The 17,178-nt window shown below is 69.0% G+C and carries 11 protein-coding genes; 6 read left to right on the top strand and 5 right to left on the bottom strand.

Annotated features, from left to right (window positions below):
- Positions 1-185: 185 nt before the first annotated feature.
- Positions 186-2,966, bottom strand: coding sequence for a DNA gyrase subunit A (gyrA, locus tag PVT71_RS16645; RefSeq protein WP_353475184.1), 2,781 nt, complete (start codon positions 2,964-2,966; stop codon positions 186-188).
- A gap of 191 nt (positions 2,967-3,157) precedes the next feature.
- On the opposite strand from gyrA, the gene PVT71_RS16640 reads away from it, so the two are divergent.
- Entirely contained in the window at positions 3,158-3,427 is a 270-nt protein-coding gene (locus PVT71_RS16640) for an usg protein (RefSeq protein WP_353475183.1), read from the top strand.
- A 173-nt stretch (positions 3,428-3,600) separates the two neighbouring features.
- On the opposite strand, the gene PVT71_RS16635 is transcribed toward PVT71_RS16640, so the two are convergent.
- Together PVT71_RS16635 and hemB are read right to left on the bottom strand one after the other, a co-directional pair.
- Positions 3,601-4,155 (bottom strand): YSC84-related protein, encoded by a 555-nt coding sequence (locus tag PVT71_RS16635; RefSeq protein ID WP_353475182.1) that lies wholly within the window; start codon positions 4,153-4,155, stop codon positions 3,601-3,603.
- Positions 4,156-4,296: 141 nt separating this feature from the next.
- A complete protein-coding gene (gene hemB / locus PVT71_RS16630; RefSeq protein ID WP_353475181.1) occupies positions 4,297-5,295 on the bottom strand; it encodes a porphobilinogen synthase in 999 nt (332 codons plus the stop codon).
- A gap of 193 nt (positions 5,296-5,488) precedes the next feature.
- Between hemB and PVT71_RS16625 the strand changes: the two genes are divergently transcribed.
- Positions 5,489-6,013 (top strand): component of SufBCD complex, encoded by a 525-nt coding sequence (locus PVT71_RS16625; RefSeq protein WP_353475180.1) that lies wholly within the window; start codon positions 5,489-5,491, stop codon positions 6,011-6,013.
- 31 nt (positions 6,014-6,044) lie between these two features.
- Entirely contained in the window at positions 6,045-9,539 is a 3,495-nt protein-coding gene (gene mfd / locus PVT71_RS16620; RefSeq protein ID WP_353475179.1) for a transcription-repair coupling factor, read from the top strand.
- Between the two features lie 57 nt (positions 9,540-9,596).
- Here the strand turns inward: mfd and PVT71_RS16615 are convergent, their stop codons facing one another.
- Both PVT71_RS16615 and brnQ read right to left on the bottom strand, forming a co-directional pair.
- Complete coding sequence (locus PVT71_RS16615) at positions 9,597-11,492, bottom strand: HWE histidine kinase domain-containing protein (RefSeq protein WP_353475178.1); 1,896 nt, start codon at positions 11,490-11,492, stop codon at positions 9,597-9,599.
- Positions 11,493-11,711: 219 nt separating this feature from the next.
- On the bottom strand, positions 11,712-13,055 hold the full coding sequence (brnQ, locus tag PVT71_RS16610) for a branched-chain amino acid transport system II carrier protein (RefSeq protein ID WP_353475177.1): 1,344 nt from the start codon (positions 13,053-13,055) through the stop codon (positions 11,712-11,714).
- 459 nt (positions 13,056-13,514) lie between these two features.
- On the opposite strand from brnQ, the gene hutF reads away from it, so the two are divergent.
- The 3 genes from hutF to PVT71_RS16595 are packed head-to-tail and all read left to right on the top strand — an operon-like array spanning position 13,515 to position 17,168.
- On the top strand, positions 13,515-14,879 hold the full coding sequence (gene hutF, locus PVT71_RS16605; RefSeq protein WP_353475176.1) for a formimidoylglutamate deiminase: 1,365 nt from the start codon (positions 13,515-13,517) through the stop codon (positions 14,877-14,879).
- A gap of 46 nt (positions 14,880-14,925) precedes the next feature.
- Entirely contained in the window at positions 14,926-16,617 is a 1,692-nt protein-coding gene (gene hutU, locus PVT71_RS16600) for a urocanate hydratase (protein WP_353475175.1), read from the top strand.
- Positions 16,614-17,168, top strand: coding sequence for a HutD family protein (locus tag PVT71_RS16595; protein ID WP_353475174.1), 555 nt, complete (start codon positions 16,614-16,616; stop codon positions 17,166-17,168). Before hutU ends, PVT71_RS16595 begins: the two co-directional genes overlap by 4 nt.
- Positions 17,169-17,178: the final 10 nt, after the last annotated feature.

Here is a 17,178-nt window from a genome sequence, read left to right as displayed (position 1 = left end):
GCCGAATATGGGGTGGAACAACGCTCGCGCCAAGACGGCTTGGCGCCGCGCGCGGGACGGCGGCAGGAAGTGAGTATTTATGGAAAGATGAAGGCGGCTTTCATCTTTCCACAAATACTCAAAAAAACAAACGCCCCGGCCGAGCGGATCGGCCGGGGCGTCGAACTTTGCGCAGTTGACGAGCCTTATTCCTCGGAGGCGCCTTCGCCCGGGGTCTCGCCAGCCTCTGCGCCGGCCTCGTCCTCGTCCTGGTCGGCGATCCACGCCACCGAGACCACGGTCTCGCCGTCGCGGGTGTTGAACACCTTCACCCCGCCGGCGCTGCGCGAGCGGAACGAGATGCCCTCGACCGGAACCCGGATCGACTGGCCGGTGGAGGTGGCGAGCATGATCTGGTCGCCCATCTCGACCGGGAAGGAGGCCACGATCTCGCCGCCGCGCATGGATTTCTCCCAGGCGGTGACGCCCATGCCGCCACGCCCGCGGATCGGGTAGTCGTGGCTCGACGAGAGCTTGCCGAGGCCGCGCGCCGTCACCGTCAGGATCAGGTTCTCGGCCGCCGACATCTCGGCGTAGCGCTCGGCGGAGAGCAGGCTGTCTGCGTTGCCCTCCTCCTCGTCCGAGGCCTCGGCGTCATCGGCGATGCCCGCCATGGCGCGGCGCATCTTGAGGTAGGAGGCGCGCTCGTCCGAGTCCGCCTCGAAGTGGCGGATCACCGACATCGACACGACCTCGTCGCCGTTGGTCAGGCGCACGCCGCGCACGCCGGTCGAGGCGCGCGAGTTGAAGACGCGTACGTCGGGCACCGGGAAGCGGATGGCGCGGCCGGAGTTGGTGACCAGCATCACGTCGTCATCTTCCGAGCAGATGCGCGCGTTGATCAGGCGGGTGTTCTCGTCCTCGCCCTCGAACTTCATCGCGATCTTGCCGTTGCGCATGACGTTGGTGAAGTCCGACAGGCGGTTGCGGCGCACCGAGCCCTTGGAGGTGGCGAAGACGATCTGCAGGTCGTCCCAGTCATCCTCGGGGCGGTCTACCGGCATGATCGCCGCCACCGACACGCCCTGCGGGATCGGCAAGATGTTGACGATCGCCTTGCCCTTCGACGTACGGCCACCCTGCGGCAGGCGCCAGCACTTGAGCTTGTAGGCCATGCCGTCGGTGGTGAAGAACAGCAGCTGCGTGTGGGTGTTGGCCACGAAGAGCTGGGTGACGACGTCGTCTTCCTTGAGGCCGCCGCCCGAGAGGCCCTTGCCGCCGCGCTTCTGGGCGCGGAAATCGGCGAGCGGGGTGCGCTTGATCCAGCCCGACTGGGTGACCGTGACCACCATGTCCTCGCGCTCGATCAGGTCCTCGTCGTCCATGTCGCCGGCCCAGTCGACGATCTCGGTGCGGCGCGGAACGGCGAACTGCTCCTTCACCGCGATCATCTCGTTCGAGATGATCTCGAGGATGCGCTCGCGGCTGCCGAGGATCTCGAGGTATTCCTTGATCTTGCCGGCGAGATCCTCGAGCTCGTCGGTGACCTCCTTGACGCCGAGCTGGGTCAGGCGCTGCAGGCGCAGGTCGAGGATGGCGCGGGCCTGCGTCTCGGACAGGTTGTAGGTCCCGTCGTCGTTCATCTTGTGGGTCGGATCGTCGATCAGCCGGATGAAGGGCGCGATCTCCGCCGCCGGCCAGCGCCGGGTCATCAGCTTCTCGCGCGCCTCGGCGGCATCGGAGGAGCTGCGGATGGTCGCCACGACCTCGTCGACGTTGGCCACCGCCACGGCAAGGCCGCAGAGCACGTGGCTGCGCTCGCGGGCCTTGTTCAGCAGGAAGGCGGTGCGGCGCGCGATCACGTCCTCGCGGAAGTCGAGGAAGGCGGTGAGGAAGGTGCGCAGGGTCAGCTGCTCGGGCTTGCCGCCGTTCAGCGCCAGCATGTTGCAGCCGAAGCTGACCTGCATCGGGGTGAAGCGGAAGAGCTGGTTGAGCACCACCTCGGCGGTGGCGTCGCGCTTGAGCTCGATCACCACCCGCACGCCCGAGCGGTCGGACTCGTCCTGCACGTGGGCGATGCCCTCGATCTTCTTGTCGCGCACGCATTCGGCGATGCGCTCGATCATCGTCGCCTTGTTCACTTGGTAGGGGATCTCGTCGATGACGATGGCGTAGCGGTCGCGGCGCAGCTCCTCGATGCGGGTCTTGGCGCGGATGATCACCGAGCCGCGGCCTTCGAGGTACGCCTTGCGCGCGCCCGAGCGGCCGAGGATCACGCCGCCGGTCGGGAAGTCGGGGGCGGGGATGTACTCGATCAGCTGCTCGGAGGTGAGATCGGGGTTCTCGATCATCGCCAGCGTCGCGTCGATCACCTCGCCGAGGTTGTGCGGCGGGATGCGCGTCGCCATGCCGACCGCGATTCCCTCGGCGCCGTTGACCAGCACGTTAGGATAGCGCGCGGGCAGCACGACGGGCTCGTTGCGCTCGTTGGCGTAGTTCGGGACGAAGTCCACCGTGTCCTTCTCGATGTCCTCGAGCAGGGCCTCGGCGGTGCGGTCGAGGCGCGCCTCGGTGTACCGGTAGGCCGCGGGCGGATCGCCGTCCATCGAGCCGAAGTTGCCCTGGCCGTCGATCAGCGGCAGCGACATGGAGAAGTCCTGCGCCATGCGGACGAGCGCGTCATAGACCGCCGAGTCGCCGTGCGGGTGGTAGCGGCCCATCACGTCGCCGACGGCGGTCGCGCACTTGCGGTAGTTCTTGGACTTGGTCTGCCCGTTCTCCCACAGCGTGTAGAGAATGCGCCGATGCACAGGTTTCAGGCCGTCGCGCAGATCGGGGATCGCGCGGCTGACGATGACGCTCATGGCATAGTCGAGGTAGCTCGACTTCATCTCGTCGATGATCGAGATCACCGGGCCGCCATGAGGGCTCCGCTCGGGACGCGGAGTTTCTTCTTCGTTTTCGGGGGTTTCCGGCGTGTCGCTCACGTTGCTCGCCTGTCCGTGCTGTCTCTATATCTAGTTGAGACTACGTATATCAGAGGCTAGGTGTTGGGCGCAATGGCGGCGGGCGGCTTATTCTGGCAGCCACCTCGCCAAGTGGCTAACATACTGTTTTATTTGAAAACTAACCCGGCATTCGGCAGCCTCGTTACATGGATGTCATGCGAGGTAAAGCCATGGACGAATCCCCGACCGAACTCATGCTGAAGGGCTACGGGCTGACCACCGCGGAGCTCTTCTACCGCATGCCCGACTACCGGAACGTGCTGAACACCTTCGTCTGGCAGGACTATGACCTGGCGCCGGACCATCCGCGCCTGTTCCGCTTCATCGAGTTCTGGCAGGACGAGATCGAGGGGCCGCTGCACTCGGTGCGCTTCACCCATCGCAAGATGATCTCGGCGGGGGAATGGCGGCAGGTGGTGGGCGAGTTCCGCTACCATTGACGCCGCGCCTGCGGCAACCGGTGTGCATGCGTATTTGGAAAGAGAAGAAGCGGCGAGAAGAGGGGGCCGCGTCGGGGCCCCTTCTTCTCTTGAAAAATACGCCGGGGGTGAGCCGCGCAGCGGCGAGGGGGCAGCGCCCCCTCAGGCCCCGACGGCAGGAAGACCGCCTGAGATCAGGGGATGATCCGGGTGTATTTCACGCCCTCGAGCGTCGCGCCCATGTGCAGGCCCGACTGGCCGAAGATCACCGCGATGATCGGCGCGAGCGAGGTGGTGGTCTCGGCCGCCAGCGTCTCGCCGCCCTCGGGGATCGCGTATTCAACGTTGGCGCCCGCGGCCCAGCCCGGCGAGCGGCGGAAGTTGCCGAGCGCGTCCTGGGTCATGAAGAAGAGCACGTGGGCGTATTGCTGCGCGCCGATCTGCAGCCCGCCCGAGCCCTTGACCACGGAGTAGTAGTCCACCGTCGCGTTGTTCACCCGCAGCGCGCCGCGGCCATAGGCGCCGCCGAGCCCGAGCCCGGCCTCGGTGACCAGCGGCATGACCAGCATGCCGGCGGACTTGGCCGCGAGATCGCGGGTGCCCGGGTACTGCGAATACATCTGGTTGATCGTGGCATTGACCCGCGCGTCGATGGTCTGCGCGCCGCTGCCGCCCACGCCGTTGCCGCAGGCCGCCAGCGCACCGGTCGCGCCGAGACCAAGAAGGAGTCCCCGTCGGTTGTAGATCATCTGCTCTTTCCTCGCCGATTTTTGGGCCGGTCGTCCCGGCCGAAGCCTCTTTGCCCGGCTGTTCCGCCGGTTGTCAGGGCGCAGTATAGGCAGACCGGCCCACGCTGTCACTAGATCAAGCGCGGGCGCGGCGGCCAACTGCTAGCCGTTGAGCAGCCGCGCGGCTGCCGGGGCGAAATAGGTCAGCACCCCGTCGCAGCCGGCGCGCTTGAAGGCGGTGAGGCTCTCGAGCATGACCTTGTCCCGGTCGAGCCAGCCGTTCTCGAAGGCGCCCGCCAGCATCGCGTATTCGCCCGACACCTGGTAGGCGAAGGTCGGCGCGCCGAACATGTCCTTGGCGCGGCGGCAGATGTCGAGATAGGGCATGCCGGGCTTGACCATGATCATGTCGGCGCCCTCCTGCAGGTCGCGCTCGATCAGGCGCATGGCCTCGTCGGAGTTGCCCGGCTGCATCTGGTAGCTCTGCTTGTCGCCCTTGAGCGCGCCCGAGGCGCCGACGGCGTCGCGGAACGGGCCGTAGAAGCCCGAGGCGTACTTGGCGGCGTAGCTCAGCAGCAGCACGTTCGGGAAGCCCTCCGCCTCGAGCGCGGAGCGGATCGCGCCGATGCGCCCGTCCATCATGTCCGAGGGGCCGATGATGTCGGCGCCGGCGCGGGCCTGGCTCAGCGCCTGCCTGACGAGGGCCTCGACCGTGCGGTCGTTCACGATCTCGCCATTCTCGGTGAAGCCGTCATGGCCGGTGATGTTGTAGGGGTCGAGCGCCACGTCGGTCATCACCGCGATCTCCGGCACCGCCTCCTTGATGGCGCGGGTGGCGCGGTTGGAGAGGTTCTCGGGGTTCCAGGCCTCGGCGCAGTCCTCGGTCTTCTTCGCCGGGTCGGTGTAGGGGAAGAGGCAGATCGCCGGGATGCCGAGCGCATGCGCCTCGCGCGCCGCCTCGACCACCTTGTCGACCGAGAGCCGGTTGACCCGGGGCATCGAGGCGATCGGCTCCACGATGCCCTCGCCGTCGCGCACGAAGACCGGCCAGATGAAGTCGCCCGGGGTCAGCAGCGTCTGCTGGGTGAGCGCGCGGATCGCGGGAGATTTGCGCAGCCGGCGCAGACGTGTGGCAGGAAAGGCGGCAATCACGGGTTTCATCGGGCGTGTCCTTCGTATCCCTTGTCAAGGTTTCCCTTGGGTGGCATGGAAAGACGCCTGTCACAAGGGCTCCCTCCCGGGCGCCCGGCATGCGCACCCCGCAGGGCGGCGCGGCGGACCGGGCAAGGGCCCGGTCGGGCAGGACCGGAAGCGAAGGGGCCGAAGCGGCGCCGAGGACAAGAGTGGGTAAGCCGTGGACTGGACCAGGCTCGTTTTCGAAACCATCGACATGCGGTCGTTCTCGAACCTGTGGTTCTGGATCGCCCTCGCCGTGGCCTGGTCGACCACCAGCCACCGGGTGCTGGGCGTGCCCTTCGACATGGTCGGCCGTGCCCGCAAGCACGGCGGGCAGGCGGCGCAGGATCTCGAGGACATGGTGCGCATCAACGTGAACCGGCGGCTCTTCATCGTCGAGGAGGCGGGGCTCTGGCTGGTCGCGCTGGCCGCGGCGCTGCTGACCATGCTGGCGAGCCTCGGGTTCTGGTACGACATCGAACTGGCGCAGGCGCTGTTCCTGCTCGGCTTCCCGATGTCGCTGGTCGGGCTGCTGAGTATCGCCACCGCCGAGCGCATCCGCGGCCGCGGGCTGAGCGGCGAGGCGCTCTGGCGCAAGCTGACGGTGCACCGCTTCTGGGTGCAGGTGATCGGCATGATCTCGATCTTCGTCACCGCCATGTGGGGCATGTACCAGAACCTCGCGCACGGCGTTCTCGGTTGACGAAGACCCGGCGGCAAGCCATGTGAGCGGCATGTCCCAGTCGCTTGCCAAGACGGCCCGCATCACCATGGGCGGCGCACCCGAGGGGTTCGACGCCAGGCTCATCCTCGCCGAGGTCGAGAAGACCTCCGGCCCGGTCCTGCACATCGCGCGCGACGACAAGCGTCTCGCGGCGCTGCGCGAGGCGCTGGCCTTCTTCGATCCCGGTATGCCGGTGGTCACCTTCCCGGGATGGGACTGCCTGCCCTATGACCGGGTCTCGCCCAATCCCGACATCTCGGCCACGCGCATGTCGACGCTGGCGGGGCTGGTGCATGGCATGCCGCAGCGCTTCGTGCTGCTCACCACGCTCTCGGCCGCGATGCAGCGCATCCCCGCGCGCGAGGTGCTGCGCGAGGCGGCCTTTGCCGCGCGCGTCGGCGACCGGGTGGACGAGGCGGCGCTGCGCGGCTTCCTCGTGCGCATGGGCTTCTCCAACGCCCCCACCGTGCACGAGCCCGGCGATTTCGCGATCCGCGGCGGCATCATCGACATCTTCCCGCCGGGCGAGGGCGGGCCGGTGCGGCTCGACTTCTTCGGCGACGTGCTCGACGGGGCGCGGCGCTTCGATCCGGTCACCCAGCGCACCACGGAAAAGCTCGACGTGGTCGAGCTGGCGCCCGTCTCGGAGGTGATCCTCGACGAGGCGGCGATCACCCGCTTCCGGCAGAACTACCGCATCGAGTTCGGCACCGCCGGCTCGGACGATCCGCTCTACGAGGCGGTGAGCGCGGGGCGCAAGACGCAGGGCATGGAGCACTGGCTGCCGTTCTTCCACGAGAAGCTGGAAACGCTTTTCGACTACCTGCCCGGCGCGCCGGTGCTGATGGACGACCAGATCACCCCGGCGCGGCTGGCGCGCTGGGAAAGCATCGAGGACCAGTACGGCACGCGCCGCCACGCGATGAGCCAGAAGGGGCGGCTCGATTCGGTCTACAAGCCGGTGCCGCCGAAGCTGCTCTACCTCGACGAGGCGCATTGGGACGCCGTCGTGGGCGCGCGCCGCGTGGTGCAGTTCTCGCCGCTTCCGCAGGCCAGCGGGCCGGGCGTGGTGGACGCGGGCGGGCGCATCGGGCGCAGCTTCGCCCCCGAGCGCCAGCAGGAGAGCATCAGCCTCTTTGCCGCGCTCGCCGACCACGTGAAGAAGCAGCTGGCCGAGGGGCCGGTGCTCATCGCCTCCTGGTCCGAGGGCGCGCGCGAGCGCCTGACCGGGCTCATCGAGGACGAGGGCCTGGCCGAGGCGATCCCGGTGATGGACGGCACGCGCATCGGCAAGCGCGGGCTGCACCTTGCGGTCTGGGGGCTCGAGCAGGGTTTTGTCGCGCCTTGGGGCGATCCAAAGAACGGGCAGAAGATCACCGTGATCTCCGAGCAGGACGTGCTCGGCGACCGGCTGATCCGCGCCCCGAAGAAGCGCCGCAAGGCCGAGAACTTCCTCACCGAGGCGCAGTCGCTCAGCCCGGGCGACCTGGTGGTGCACGTCGATTTCGGCATCGGCCGCTATCGCGGGCTCGAGGTGATCACCGCCGCCGGCGCCGCGCATGAATGCCTGCTGCTGGAATATGCCGAGGACGCGCGGCTCTACCTGCCGGTCGAGAACATCGAGCTTCTGTCGCGCTACGGCCATGACGAGGGGCTGCTCGACAAGCTCGGCGGCGGTGCCTGGCAGGCCAAGAAGGCGCGGCTCAAGGAGCGCATCCGCGAGATGGCGGACAAGCTCATCCGCGTCGCGGCCGAGCGGGCGCTGCGCAAGGCGCCGATCATCGACCCGCCGCCCGGCGCCTGGGAAAGCTTCTGCGCGCGCTTCCCCTATACCGAGACCGACGACCAGATGAGCGCCATCGAGGACGTGCTCGGCGACATGACCAGCGGCCAGCCGATGGACCGGCTGATCTGCGGCGACGTCGGCTTCGGCAAGACCGAGGTGGCGATGCGCGCGGCCTTCGTCGCGGCCATGTCGGGCGTGCAGGTGGCGGTGATCGCGCCGACCACGCTGCTGGCCCGCCAGCACTACAAGGGCTTCGCCGAGCGCTTCCGCGGCTTCCCGCTGAACGTCGCGCCCCTTTCGCGTTTCGTCTCGGCGGGGGATGCGGCCAAGACCCGCGACGGCATCGCGAAGGGCACGGTCGACATCGCCGTGGGCACCCACGCGCTGCTGGCCAAGGGCATCCGCTTCAACAACCTCGGCCTGCTGATCATCGACGAGGAGCAGCACTTCGGCGTCGCCCACAAGGAGCGGCTGAAGCAACTGCGATCGGACATCCACGTGCTGACGCTGACCGCGACGCCGATCCCGCGCACGCTGCAACTGTCGCTCTCGGGGGTGCGGGACCTGTCGATCATCGGCACGCCGCCGGTCGATCGCCTGTCGATCCGCACCTATGTGTCCGAGTTCGACGCGATCACCATCCGCGAGGCGCTGCTGCGCGAGCATTACCGCGGCGGGCAGAGCTTCTACGTGGTGCCGCGTCTTTCGGATCTTCCCGAAATAGAGCAGTTCCTGCGCGAGCAGGTGCCCGAGGTCTCGTTTGTCGTGGCGCATGGCCAGATGGCGGCGGGCGAGCTCGACGACCGGATGAACTCCTTCTACGACGGCAAGTACGACGTGCTGCTGGCGACCACCATCGTTGAATCCGGCCTCGACATCCCCACCGCGAACACCATGGTCGTGCACCGCGCCGACATGTTCGGCCTTGCCCAGCTCTACCAGATCCGCGGCCGGGTCGGGCGATCGAAGACCCGCGCCTATGCCTACCTGACCACCAAGCCGCGCACCAAGCTCACCGACACCGCCGAGAAGCGGCTGCGGGTGCTGGGCTCGCTCGACACGCTGGGGGCGGGCTTCACGCTGGCCTCGCAGGATCTCGACATCCGCGGCGCGGGCAACCTCTTGGGCGAGGAACAGTCCGGCCAGATGCGCGACGTGGGCTACGAGCTCTACCAGTCGATGCTCGAGGAGGCGATCGCCAAGATCCGGTCGGGCGAGCTCGAGGGGCTGACCGACGACGACGGGCAATGGGCACCGCAGATCAACCTCGGCGTGCCGGTGCTGATCCCCGAGGAGTACGTGCCCGACCTCGACGTGCGCCTCGGCCTCTACCGGCGCCTGTCCGAGCTGACCACCAAGGTCGAGCTCGAGGGCTTCGCGGCGGAACTCATCGACCGCTTCGGCAAGCTGCCGAAGGAGGTCAACACGCTGATGCTGGTGGTACGGATCAAGGCGATGTGCAAACACGCCGGGATCGCCAAGCTCGACGGCGGGCCGAAGGGCGCGACGGTGCAGTTCCACAACGACAAGTTCGCGCGGCCCGAGGGGCTGGTCGAATTCATCCAGGCGCAGAACGGGCTGGCGAAGATCAAGGACAACAAGATCATCGTGCGCCGCGACTGGTCGAGCGACGCCGACAAGATCAAGGGCGCCTTCGCCATCGCCCGCGACCTTGCCGAGAAGGCGGGCGCGATCAAGCTGCGCAAGGACAAGGGCTGACCACGTCGGGCTGACCGGGCCGGGGGCGCCGCTCCGGCGCCCCGCCTTGCGCCGGGGTCAGAGGTTCTCGATGGTCGAGAGAAGTTCGGCCTCGGAGATGGGTTTCGACAGCCGCGGTACGCCGGTGCGCACATCGCCTTCGTAGCCCGAGATGATCACCACCGGCACGCCCCGCGCGAGCAGGTGGTCGAGCAGGGGTGTCGAGGTCTCGCCGCCGAGGTTCTCGTCGAGCAGCGCGAAGTCGGGCAGGGTCTCGGCGGTGCCCTCGAGCCCGGCGGCGACCGAGGCGAACTGCCCGAAGATGGCAAAGCCCGCGTGTTCCATCATCCCCACGAGGTCGAGCGCGATGATCGGCTCGTCCTCGACGATCATCACCGAGCGCCGCGCGGGCTCCGGCGCGGGCGGCACCACGGCATCGGGCTGGGGCTCGGCGGCAGACCAGGTGCCGCGGGGCAGGGTGATCTCGTAGCGCAGCCGGGCGGTGCCGATCTCGCGGCTGATCCGGCCGCCGAAATGGTCCTGCGCGATGCGCGCCAGCAGCTGCGTGCCGAAACCGTGGCCGGCCTCGGGCAGCTTAGGCTCGCGGCCGGAGGCGAAGCTCTCTTCCCAGACCAGCCGCAAGGCCCGTTCGGGCGTCAGGCTCCAGTTCAGGCGCAGCGTGCCGCCGGTCTCGCGCAGCGCGCCGTGCTTGACGGCATTCGTCGTCAGCTCGTGCACCAGCATGGCGATCATCTGGGCGTCGTTGGCCGCGAGCGGCAGGCACGGGCCGTTGATCGCGACCCGTTCGTGGATGTCGGCGCCGTAGGAGGCGAATTCCTCGTCGACCACCTCGCGCAGCGAGACGTCGATCCATTTCTTCCGCGACAGCAGCCCATGGGTGCGCGACAGCGAGGTGATGCGCTCGTCGAGCTTCTCGCGGAATTCGGCGACCGTGTCGGCGCGGATCAGACGCGATGTCGAGCGCAGGATCGCCAGCATGTTGCGCGCGCGGTGGTCGATCTCCTGCGCCATGACCGCCTCGCGCGCCAGGGTCCGTTCGCGCGCCGCCCAGCCCATGACGATGTCGAGCACCCGCTCGACCAGCGACACGTCGAGCGCGCTGTAGGCGCGGGGCCGGGTCCAGTGGAGCACCAGCGCGCGGGACAGCGCCCCGCCCTCGACCCAGGGCACGAAGATGGCGTTCGAGACCCGCCGCGCGTCGAGATAGGCGCGGCTCTCCGGTTCGAGATCGACGGCGCGGCGGGTGAGGAAGAGGTCCTTGCCGGCGCGCAGGTCAGCCTCGGCCTGCGCACCGATCCAGGGCAGATCGGGGTCGATGCGCGCCTGCGACAGCTGCGGCACCCACTCGCTTTCCACGGCGAAGCCCTCGCCCGACGGAACGGGAAGGATCACGCCGACCCCGGCCGCCGAGAGGTGCACGCCGAGCCGCTCGACCGCGATGCGCAGCCCCTGCTGCGCCGATCCCGCGCCGCGCAGCGCCTCGTTGAGCTTCACGAGGAACTCGGCGTTGCGCCGCTGGATCACGTTGCCCGTGGTCTCGCTGCCGGTGTTCCAGACCCCGACGATGTTGCCCTGCTCGCCGCGCAGCGGGGTGAAGCTGTAGCTCCAGTAGGTCTCTTCCTCGAAGCCGTAGCGCTGCATGGGCAGCATGTGGTCCTGCATGAAGAGGCCCCGGCCGGTGCGGATCACCTCGGAGAACTGCGGCTCGATGATCGACCAGATGTCGCTCCAGACCTCGCGTGCCGGGGCGCCAAGCGCGGCGGGGTGGCGCGGTCCGGGGATCGGGGCCCAGGCGTCGTTGTAGAGCAGCCGCAGTTCCGAGCCCCAGTAGATTGCCGTCGGGAAGGCCGAGTTCAGGCAGATCGCCAGCGCCGAGCGCAGCGACTGCGGCCAGTCTTCCTTGATGCCGAAAGGATGCGTGCTCCAGTCCTTTTCACGGATCAGGGTTGCCATCTCGCCGTCTCCGGCGAGGAAATCCATGGGCCCGTAGACTGGGCTCTGTTGACGAAGCATGCGGGCCTTCCATCAGGGGGATGAGGGAAGAGCATAGCACCCAATGTAAAGTTGGCGACTGGCGGGAGGGGGCGCGCGGAAAAAATTCTTTGCGGGAGGCAAACCTGTTGCGGATCGGGGAAGAGGGGCCGGGCTGCCGCCCGGCCACCCTGTGCCGGGTCACTCGGCGGGCGTCTGGCGCGCCTCGGCATCGGCGACGTTCGGCGTGCCGGAGAGGTGCCAGACAAGGCCCCCCGCCACGCCGCCGACGAGCGCCGGAACCAGCCAGGCAAAACCGGCCGAGGCCAGCGGGATCGCGTCATGCGCCGCCTGCACCGCCTCGGGCAGCCCGGTGCCGAGCTTGACCGAGAGGCTCTCCGCAAGGTCGTAGACCCCCATCAGGATCGCCGCCAGAGTCGCGCCCTTCCAGGCGCCGTCGTTGACCAGCGCGCGCGGCAGCAGGCCGAGGAGCACGATGGCGATGCCCACCGGGTAGAGCAGCAGGAAGATCGGCTCGGCCAGCGCGACGATGTAGTCGACGCCGCCGAAGGCCTGCACCAGCGAGGTGAGCGACACCGCAAGCACCCCGGTCCGGTAGCCGACCCGGCCCCGCGTCCATTTCTGGATGTACTCGCCCAGCACCGCGGTGGCCCCCACCGCCGTCGTCAGGCAGGCCAGCAGCACCGCCACGGCAAGCGTGTTGGCCCCGACCCGGCCCGCGAGTTCGCCCACCAGCGCGGTCAGCAGCCCGGCCTGCGGCACGTCCGATGCCAGCACGCCGCTGCCGGTGGCGCCGAGGTATTCGAGCCCGCCGTAGACGAAGAAGAGGCCGAGGAAGGTCACCAGCGCCGTGCCCCAGAGCGCGGCGGTGTAGCTCCCGCCGGGGGTGTAGCCGCGGTCGCGGAACGCCTCGATGAAGATGATGCCGAACATGATCCCGCCGAAGACGTCGCCGGTCTGGTAGCCGGTGAGCAGGCCGAGCTTGAAGGGCGCGGCCTCGCCGGTGTCCGCCGGCGCGCCGAGCGGCGCGAGGAAGGACCAGACCACGATGATGCCGAGAAGGCCCAGCAGCAGCGGCGTGAGGTACCGCCCGATGCGGTCGATCACCCGCGAGCGGTCGAGCGCGAAATAGGTCGAGACCACGAAGAACAGCGGCACGAAGAGCCAGATGCCGATCCCCGGGTCGAGGCTCGGGGCAAGCGTGCGGAAACCGGTCTCGAAGGCGACGCTGGCGGTGCGCGGCACGGCGATCAGCCAGGCCAGCCCGATCATCGTCACGAACAGCAGCGCCGAGCCGAACCAGGGCGCGACCGGGGCGGTGAGCCGCTCGACCGAGCCGCCGCGCAGCCCGAGCGCGACCACCGACAGCACCGGCAGCACCATGCCGGTGATCAGCAGGCCGACCAGCGCCGCGCCCCATCCGTCGCCGGCGAGGAAGCCGATCTGCGGCGGGAAGATCAGGTTCCCCGCGCCGAAGAAGACGGCGAACATCGCCAGCCCCACGATCACGGAATCCCGTATCACCCTTTGTTCTCCGGTGGCCTGAGCCATTGCGACCTCGTCAGTTGGTTTCGCGTTCTGGGGGCAAATGCGCGGGGGCCTCAAGGCGTCCGCGCCTGCACTTGCAACGACACATGCGGCGCGTCTCGCGCCGCGCCCCGCGGAAAAGGAACCACGGCGCGCACCACCGGGGAGCCGGCGGTCCCTTGTGCGTCGGGGAACGGCTGGGGCACGCGGGGTGACCTTGGCAGGGCAGGGCCGGTCCGCGTGGGCGCCGCTATAGAGAAGCGGGCGCCGGAAGGGAACCCCGCCGGGCCCGGCCCGCCTGCGACCTGACGTCGCCTCTCGAAGGGGCGGTGTCCGAGCGGCGGAGCGGCGGCTCGCAGCGCGCCGGCAGGAAAATCGCCGCACCCCGCAGGAAGGGCTTGCAAGAACCTGCCCGCAAGTTCCATATACAAGCATATACATCTTGCGCGAGGGATCATGGCTTCTCAGGTTTTCGCTAGGAAGGCGCTGCTGCCGACAGGCTGGGCGACGGACGTGGTGATCGGCATCTCGGCCGACGGCGACATCGAGCGGGTCGAGCAGGGCGCCACGCGCGCTCCGGGCATGGCCGAGGTCGAGATCATGGTGCCGGCGCTCACGAACCTGCACTCCCACGCCTTCCAGCGCGCCATGGCCGGCCTTGCCGAGGTCGCGGGCCCCAGCGCCGACAGCTTCTGGACCTGGCGCGACCGCATGTACCGCTGCGTCGCCAGCATGACCCCCGACGACATCGAGACCGTCGCGCTCTACCTGCAGATCGAGCTCCTGAAGGGTGGCTTCGGCCACCTCGTCGAGTTCCACTACCAGCACCACGACGGCACGGGCACGCCCTATGCCAACCCCGCCGAGACCTCGCTGCGCCAGTTCGAGGCGGCGAAGCAGAGCGGCATCAGCCTCACCCTGCTGCCGGTCTTCTACGCGCAGTCCGACTTCGGCGGCGTGCCGCCGGTCGCGGGCCAACGCCCCTTCCTGCACGACGTCGAGGGCTACCTGCGCCTCATGGAAACGGTGCGCGCCCGCGCCGCCGAGGACGGCCAGCTTGCCGGCTGTGCCATCCACTCGCTGCGCGCCGCCACGCCCGAACAGATGCGCGCCATCCTCGCCGAGCTGCCGGAAGCGGCCCCGATCCACATCCACGTCGCCGAGCAGATGCGCGAGGTCGAGGCCTCGCTCGCCTGGTCCGGCCGGCGCCCGGTCGAATGGCTGCTGGACGAGATGCCGGTCGATGCGCGCTGGTGCCTGATCCACGCGACCCACCTCACCGACACCGAGATCACCCGCATGGCGCAGAGCGGCGCGGTGGCGGGGCTCTGCCCGGCGACCGAGGCCAACCTCGGCGACGGCATCTTCGAGGCGCGGGACTTCCTCGCGCAGGGCGGGCGGTTCGGCGTCGGCACCGACAGCCACGTGGCGACCTCGGTGGCCGAGGAACTGCGCCTGCTGGAATACAGCCAGCGCCTGCGCGACCGCGCCCGCAACTGCCTCGCGGCGGGCGAAGGCAGCTCGACCGGCCGTCGCCTTCTGGATGGCGCGCTGGCGGGCGGGCACCAGGCGGCCGGTCTTTCCGCAGCCGGGCTTCAGGTCGGCGCCCCGGCAAGCTGGCTGGCGCTCGACCCCGAGCATCCCTTCCTTGCCACAGCGCAGGACGACGCGCTGATCGACCGCTGGATCTTCGCGCTTGGCGACCGGGCGATCCGCGACGTCACGGTGCGCGGCCGCAAGGTCATCGAGAACGGGCGCCACGCGCTCGACGAACAGATCGCCCCGCGCTTTGCCGCGGTGCTCCGCAAGATCCAGTCCTGACCCGCCCGCACACCACCGACTTTCCGCCCCCCGAGGAGACCCCGAGATGACCAACCCCCGCCACAACCAGCGCGACGTCTACCCCGCGACCGGCACCGAGATCACCGCCAAGTCCTGGCTGACCGAGGCGCCGATGCGGATGCTGATGAACAACCTGCACCCGGACGTCGCCGAGAACCCGCACGAGCTGGTGGTCTACGGCGGCATCGGCCGCGCCGCCCGCACCTGGCAGGACTTCGACCGCATCGTCGACGCGCTGAAGAAGCTCGAGGAGGACGAGACGCTGCTGGTGCAGTCCGGCAAGCCGGTCGGTGTCTTCCGCACCCATCCCGACGCGCCGCGCGTGCTGATCGCCAACTCGAACCTCGTGCCGCACTGGGCGAACTGGGACCATTTCAACGAGCTGGATAAAAAGGGCCTCGCCATGTACGGCCAGATGACCGCCGGGTCCTGGATCTACATCGGCGCCCAGGGCATCGTGCAGGGCACCTACGAGACCTTCGTCGAGGCCGGCCGCCAGCACTACGCGGGCGACCTCAAGGGCAAGTGGATCCTCACCGGGGGCCTTGGCGGCATGGGTGGCGCGCAGCCGCTGGCGGCGGTCATGGCCGGGGCCTGCTGCCTTGCCGTCGAATGCGACGAGACCCGCGCCGACTTCCGCATCCGCACCCGCTACTGCGACGAGAAGACCCATTCGCTCGACGAGGCGCTGGCGATGATCGACCGCTGGACCAAGGCGGGCGAGGCGAAATCCGTCGCGCTGATCGCCAACGCCGCCGACGTCTTCCCCGAGCTGGTGCGCCGGATGAAGGCGGGCGAGCCGCTGCCGAACGGCCGGCCGGACATCGTCACCGACCAGACCTCGGCGCATGACCCGGTGCACGGCTACCTGCCGAAGGGCTGGAGCGTCGCCGAATGGCGCGCCAGGCAGGAGAGCGACCCGAAGGGGGTGACCAAGGCCGCGAAAGCGTCCATGCGCGACCACGTCGCGGCGATGGTGGAGTTCTGGAACGCCGGCGTGCCGACGCTGGATTACGGCAACAACATCCGCCAGATGGCGCTGGAGGAGGGGCTCGAGGACGCCTTCGCCTTCCCCGGTTTCGTGCCGGCCTACATCCGCCCGCTGTTCTGCCGCGGCGTCGGCCCGTTCCGCTGGGCGGCGCTCTCGGGTGACCCCGAGGACATCTACAAGACCGACGCCAAGGTGAAGGAGCTGGTCGATGACCCGCACCTGCACAACTGGCTCGACATGGCGCGCGAGCGCATCGCCTTCCAGGGCCTGCCGGCGCGGATCTGCTGGGTCGGGCTCGGGCTGCGCCACAAGCTCGGCCTCGCGTTCAACGAGATGGTGCGGAACGGCGAGCTGAAGGCACCGATCGTGATCGGCCGCGACCACCTCGACAGCGGCTCGGTGGCCTCGCCGAACCGCGAGACGGAAGCCATGAAGGACGGCTCGGACGCGGTCTCGGACTGGCCGCTGCTGAACGCGCTGCTCAACACCGCCTCGGGCGCGACCTGGGTGTCGCTGCACCACGGCGGCGGCGTCGGCATGGGCTTCTCGCAGCACTCGGGCATGGTGATCTGCTGCGACGGGTCGGAGGCGGCGGACAAGCGCCTCGCCCGCGTGCTCTGGAATGACCCGGCGACAGGCGTTATGCGCCACGCGGACGCGGGCTACGAGATCGCAATCGACTGCGCCCGCGAGCATCAACTCAACCTGCCGGGGATCCTGGGGTGACCAATTTTTCGGAAATTCACCGGGGGGCGGAGCGCTGCTTCGCGCCCTGGAAGAACGGTGGCGGCGAGACGGCGGAGATCCTCTGCGTTCCCGAGGGCGCGGGCTTCGATGCCTTCGGCTGGCGCATCAGCACCGCCAAGGTCGCGCAGTCCGGGCCGTTCTCGAGCTTTCCGGGCGTGCAGCGCAGCCTGACCGTCATCGAGGGCGGGCCGATGCGGCTCAGCTTCCCGGACGGGAGCGCGCGGGTGCTGGGGGAGGCGGACGCGCCCTTCGGCTTCAGCGGCGAGGTGGCCTGCGACTGCGACCTGCTGGGGCCGGAACTGCTCGACCTCAACGTCATGGTCCGCGCGCCCTACCGGGCCGAGGTCTACCGCGGCGCGCCGCGGCGGGGCAGCGGGGCGGGCCTGACCTGCCTCGTCTTCGCGCTTGATGATCTGCCGCAGATCGGCCTCCTGCGCCACGACCTCGCCCGGCTCGCCGAGGCGCCCGATACCGACGCGCTCGCGCCGCAGGGCGACGCGCTGGTGACCATCGAGATCAGCGAAGCCTGAAGCTCCCCTG

Origin of the sequence: Salipiger sp. H15 (genome assembly GCF_040409955.1) — a bacterium.
Classification (GTDB): Bacteria; Pseudomonadota; Alphaproteobacteria; order Rhodobacterales; family Rhodobacteraceae; genus Salipiger.
Note: the sequence above shows the minus strand (reverse complement) of the source record. Positions and strands in the feature narration are given on the sequence as shown.

Bases quoted from the DNA above. Each gene is read 5' to 3' on its own strand.
- PVT71_RS16635 (WP_353475182.1), bottom strand. From the start codon at position 4,155: ATGATCTACAACCGACGGGGACTCCTTCTTGGTCTCGGCGCGACCGGT.
- mfd (WP_353475179.1), top strand. From the start codon at position 6,045: ATGTCCCAGTCGCTTGCCAAGACGGCCCGCATCACCATGGGCGGCGCA.
- hutF (WP_353475176.1), top strand. From the start codon at position 13,515: ATGGCTTCTCAGGTTTTCGCTAGGAAGGCGCTGCTGCCGACAGGCTGG.
- PVT71_RS16615 (WP_353475178.1), bottom strand. From the start codon at position 11,492: ATGGCAACCCTGATCCGTGAAAAGGACTGGAGCACGCATCCTTTCGGC.
- hutU (WP_353475175.1), top strand. From the start codon at position 14,926: ATGACCAACCCCCGCCACAACCAGCGCGACGTCTACCCCGCGACCGGC.
- hemB (WP_353475181.1), bottom strand. From the start codon at position 5,295: ATGAAACCCGTGATTGCCGCCTTTCCTGCCACACGTCTGCGCCGGCTG.
- PVT71_RS16640 (WP_353475183.1), top strand. From the start codon at position 3,158: ATGGACGAATCCCCGACCGAACTCATGCTGAAGGGCTACGGGCTGACC.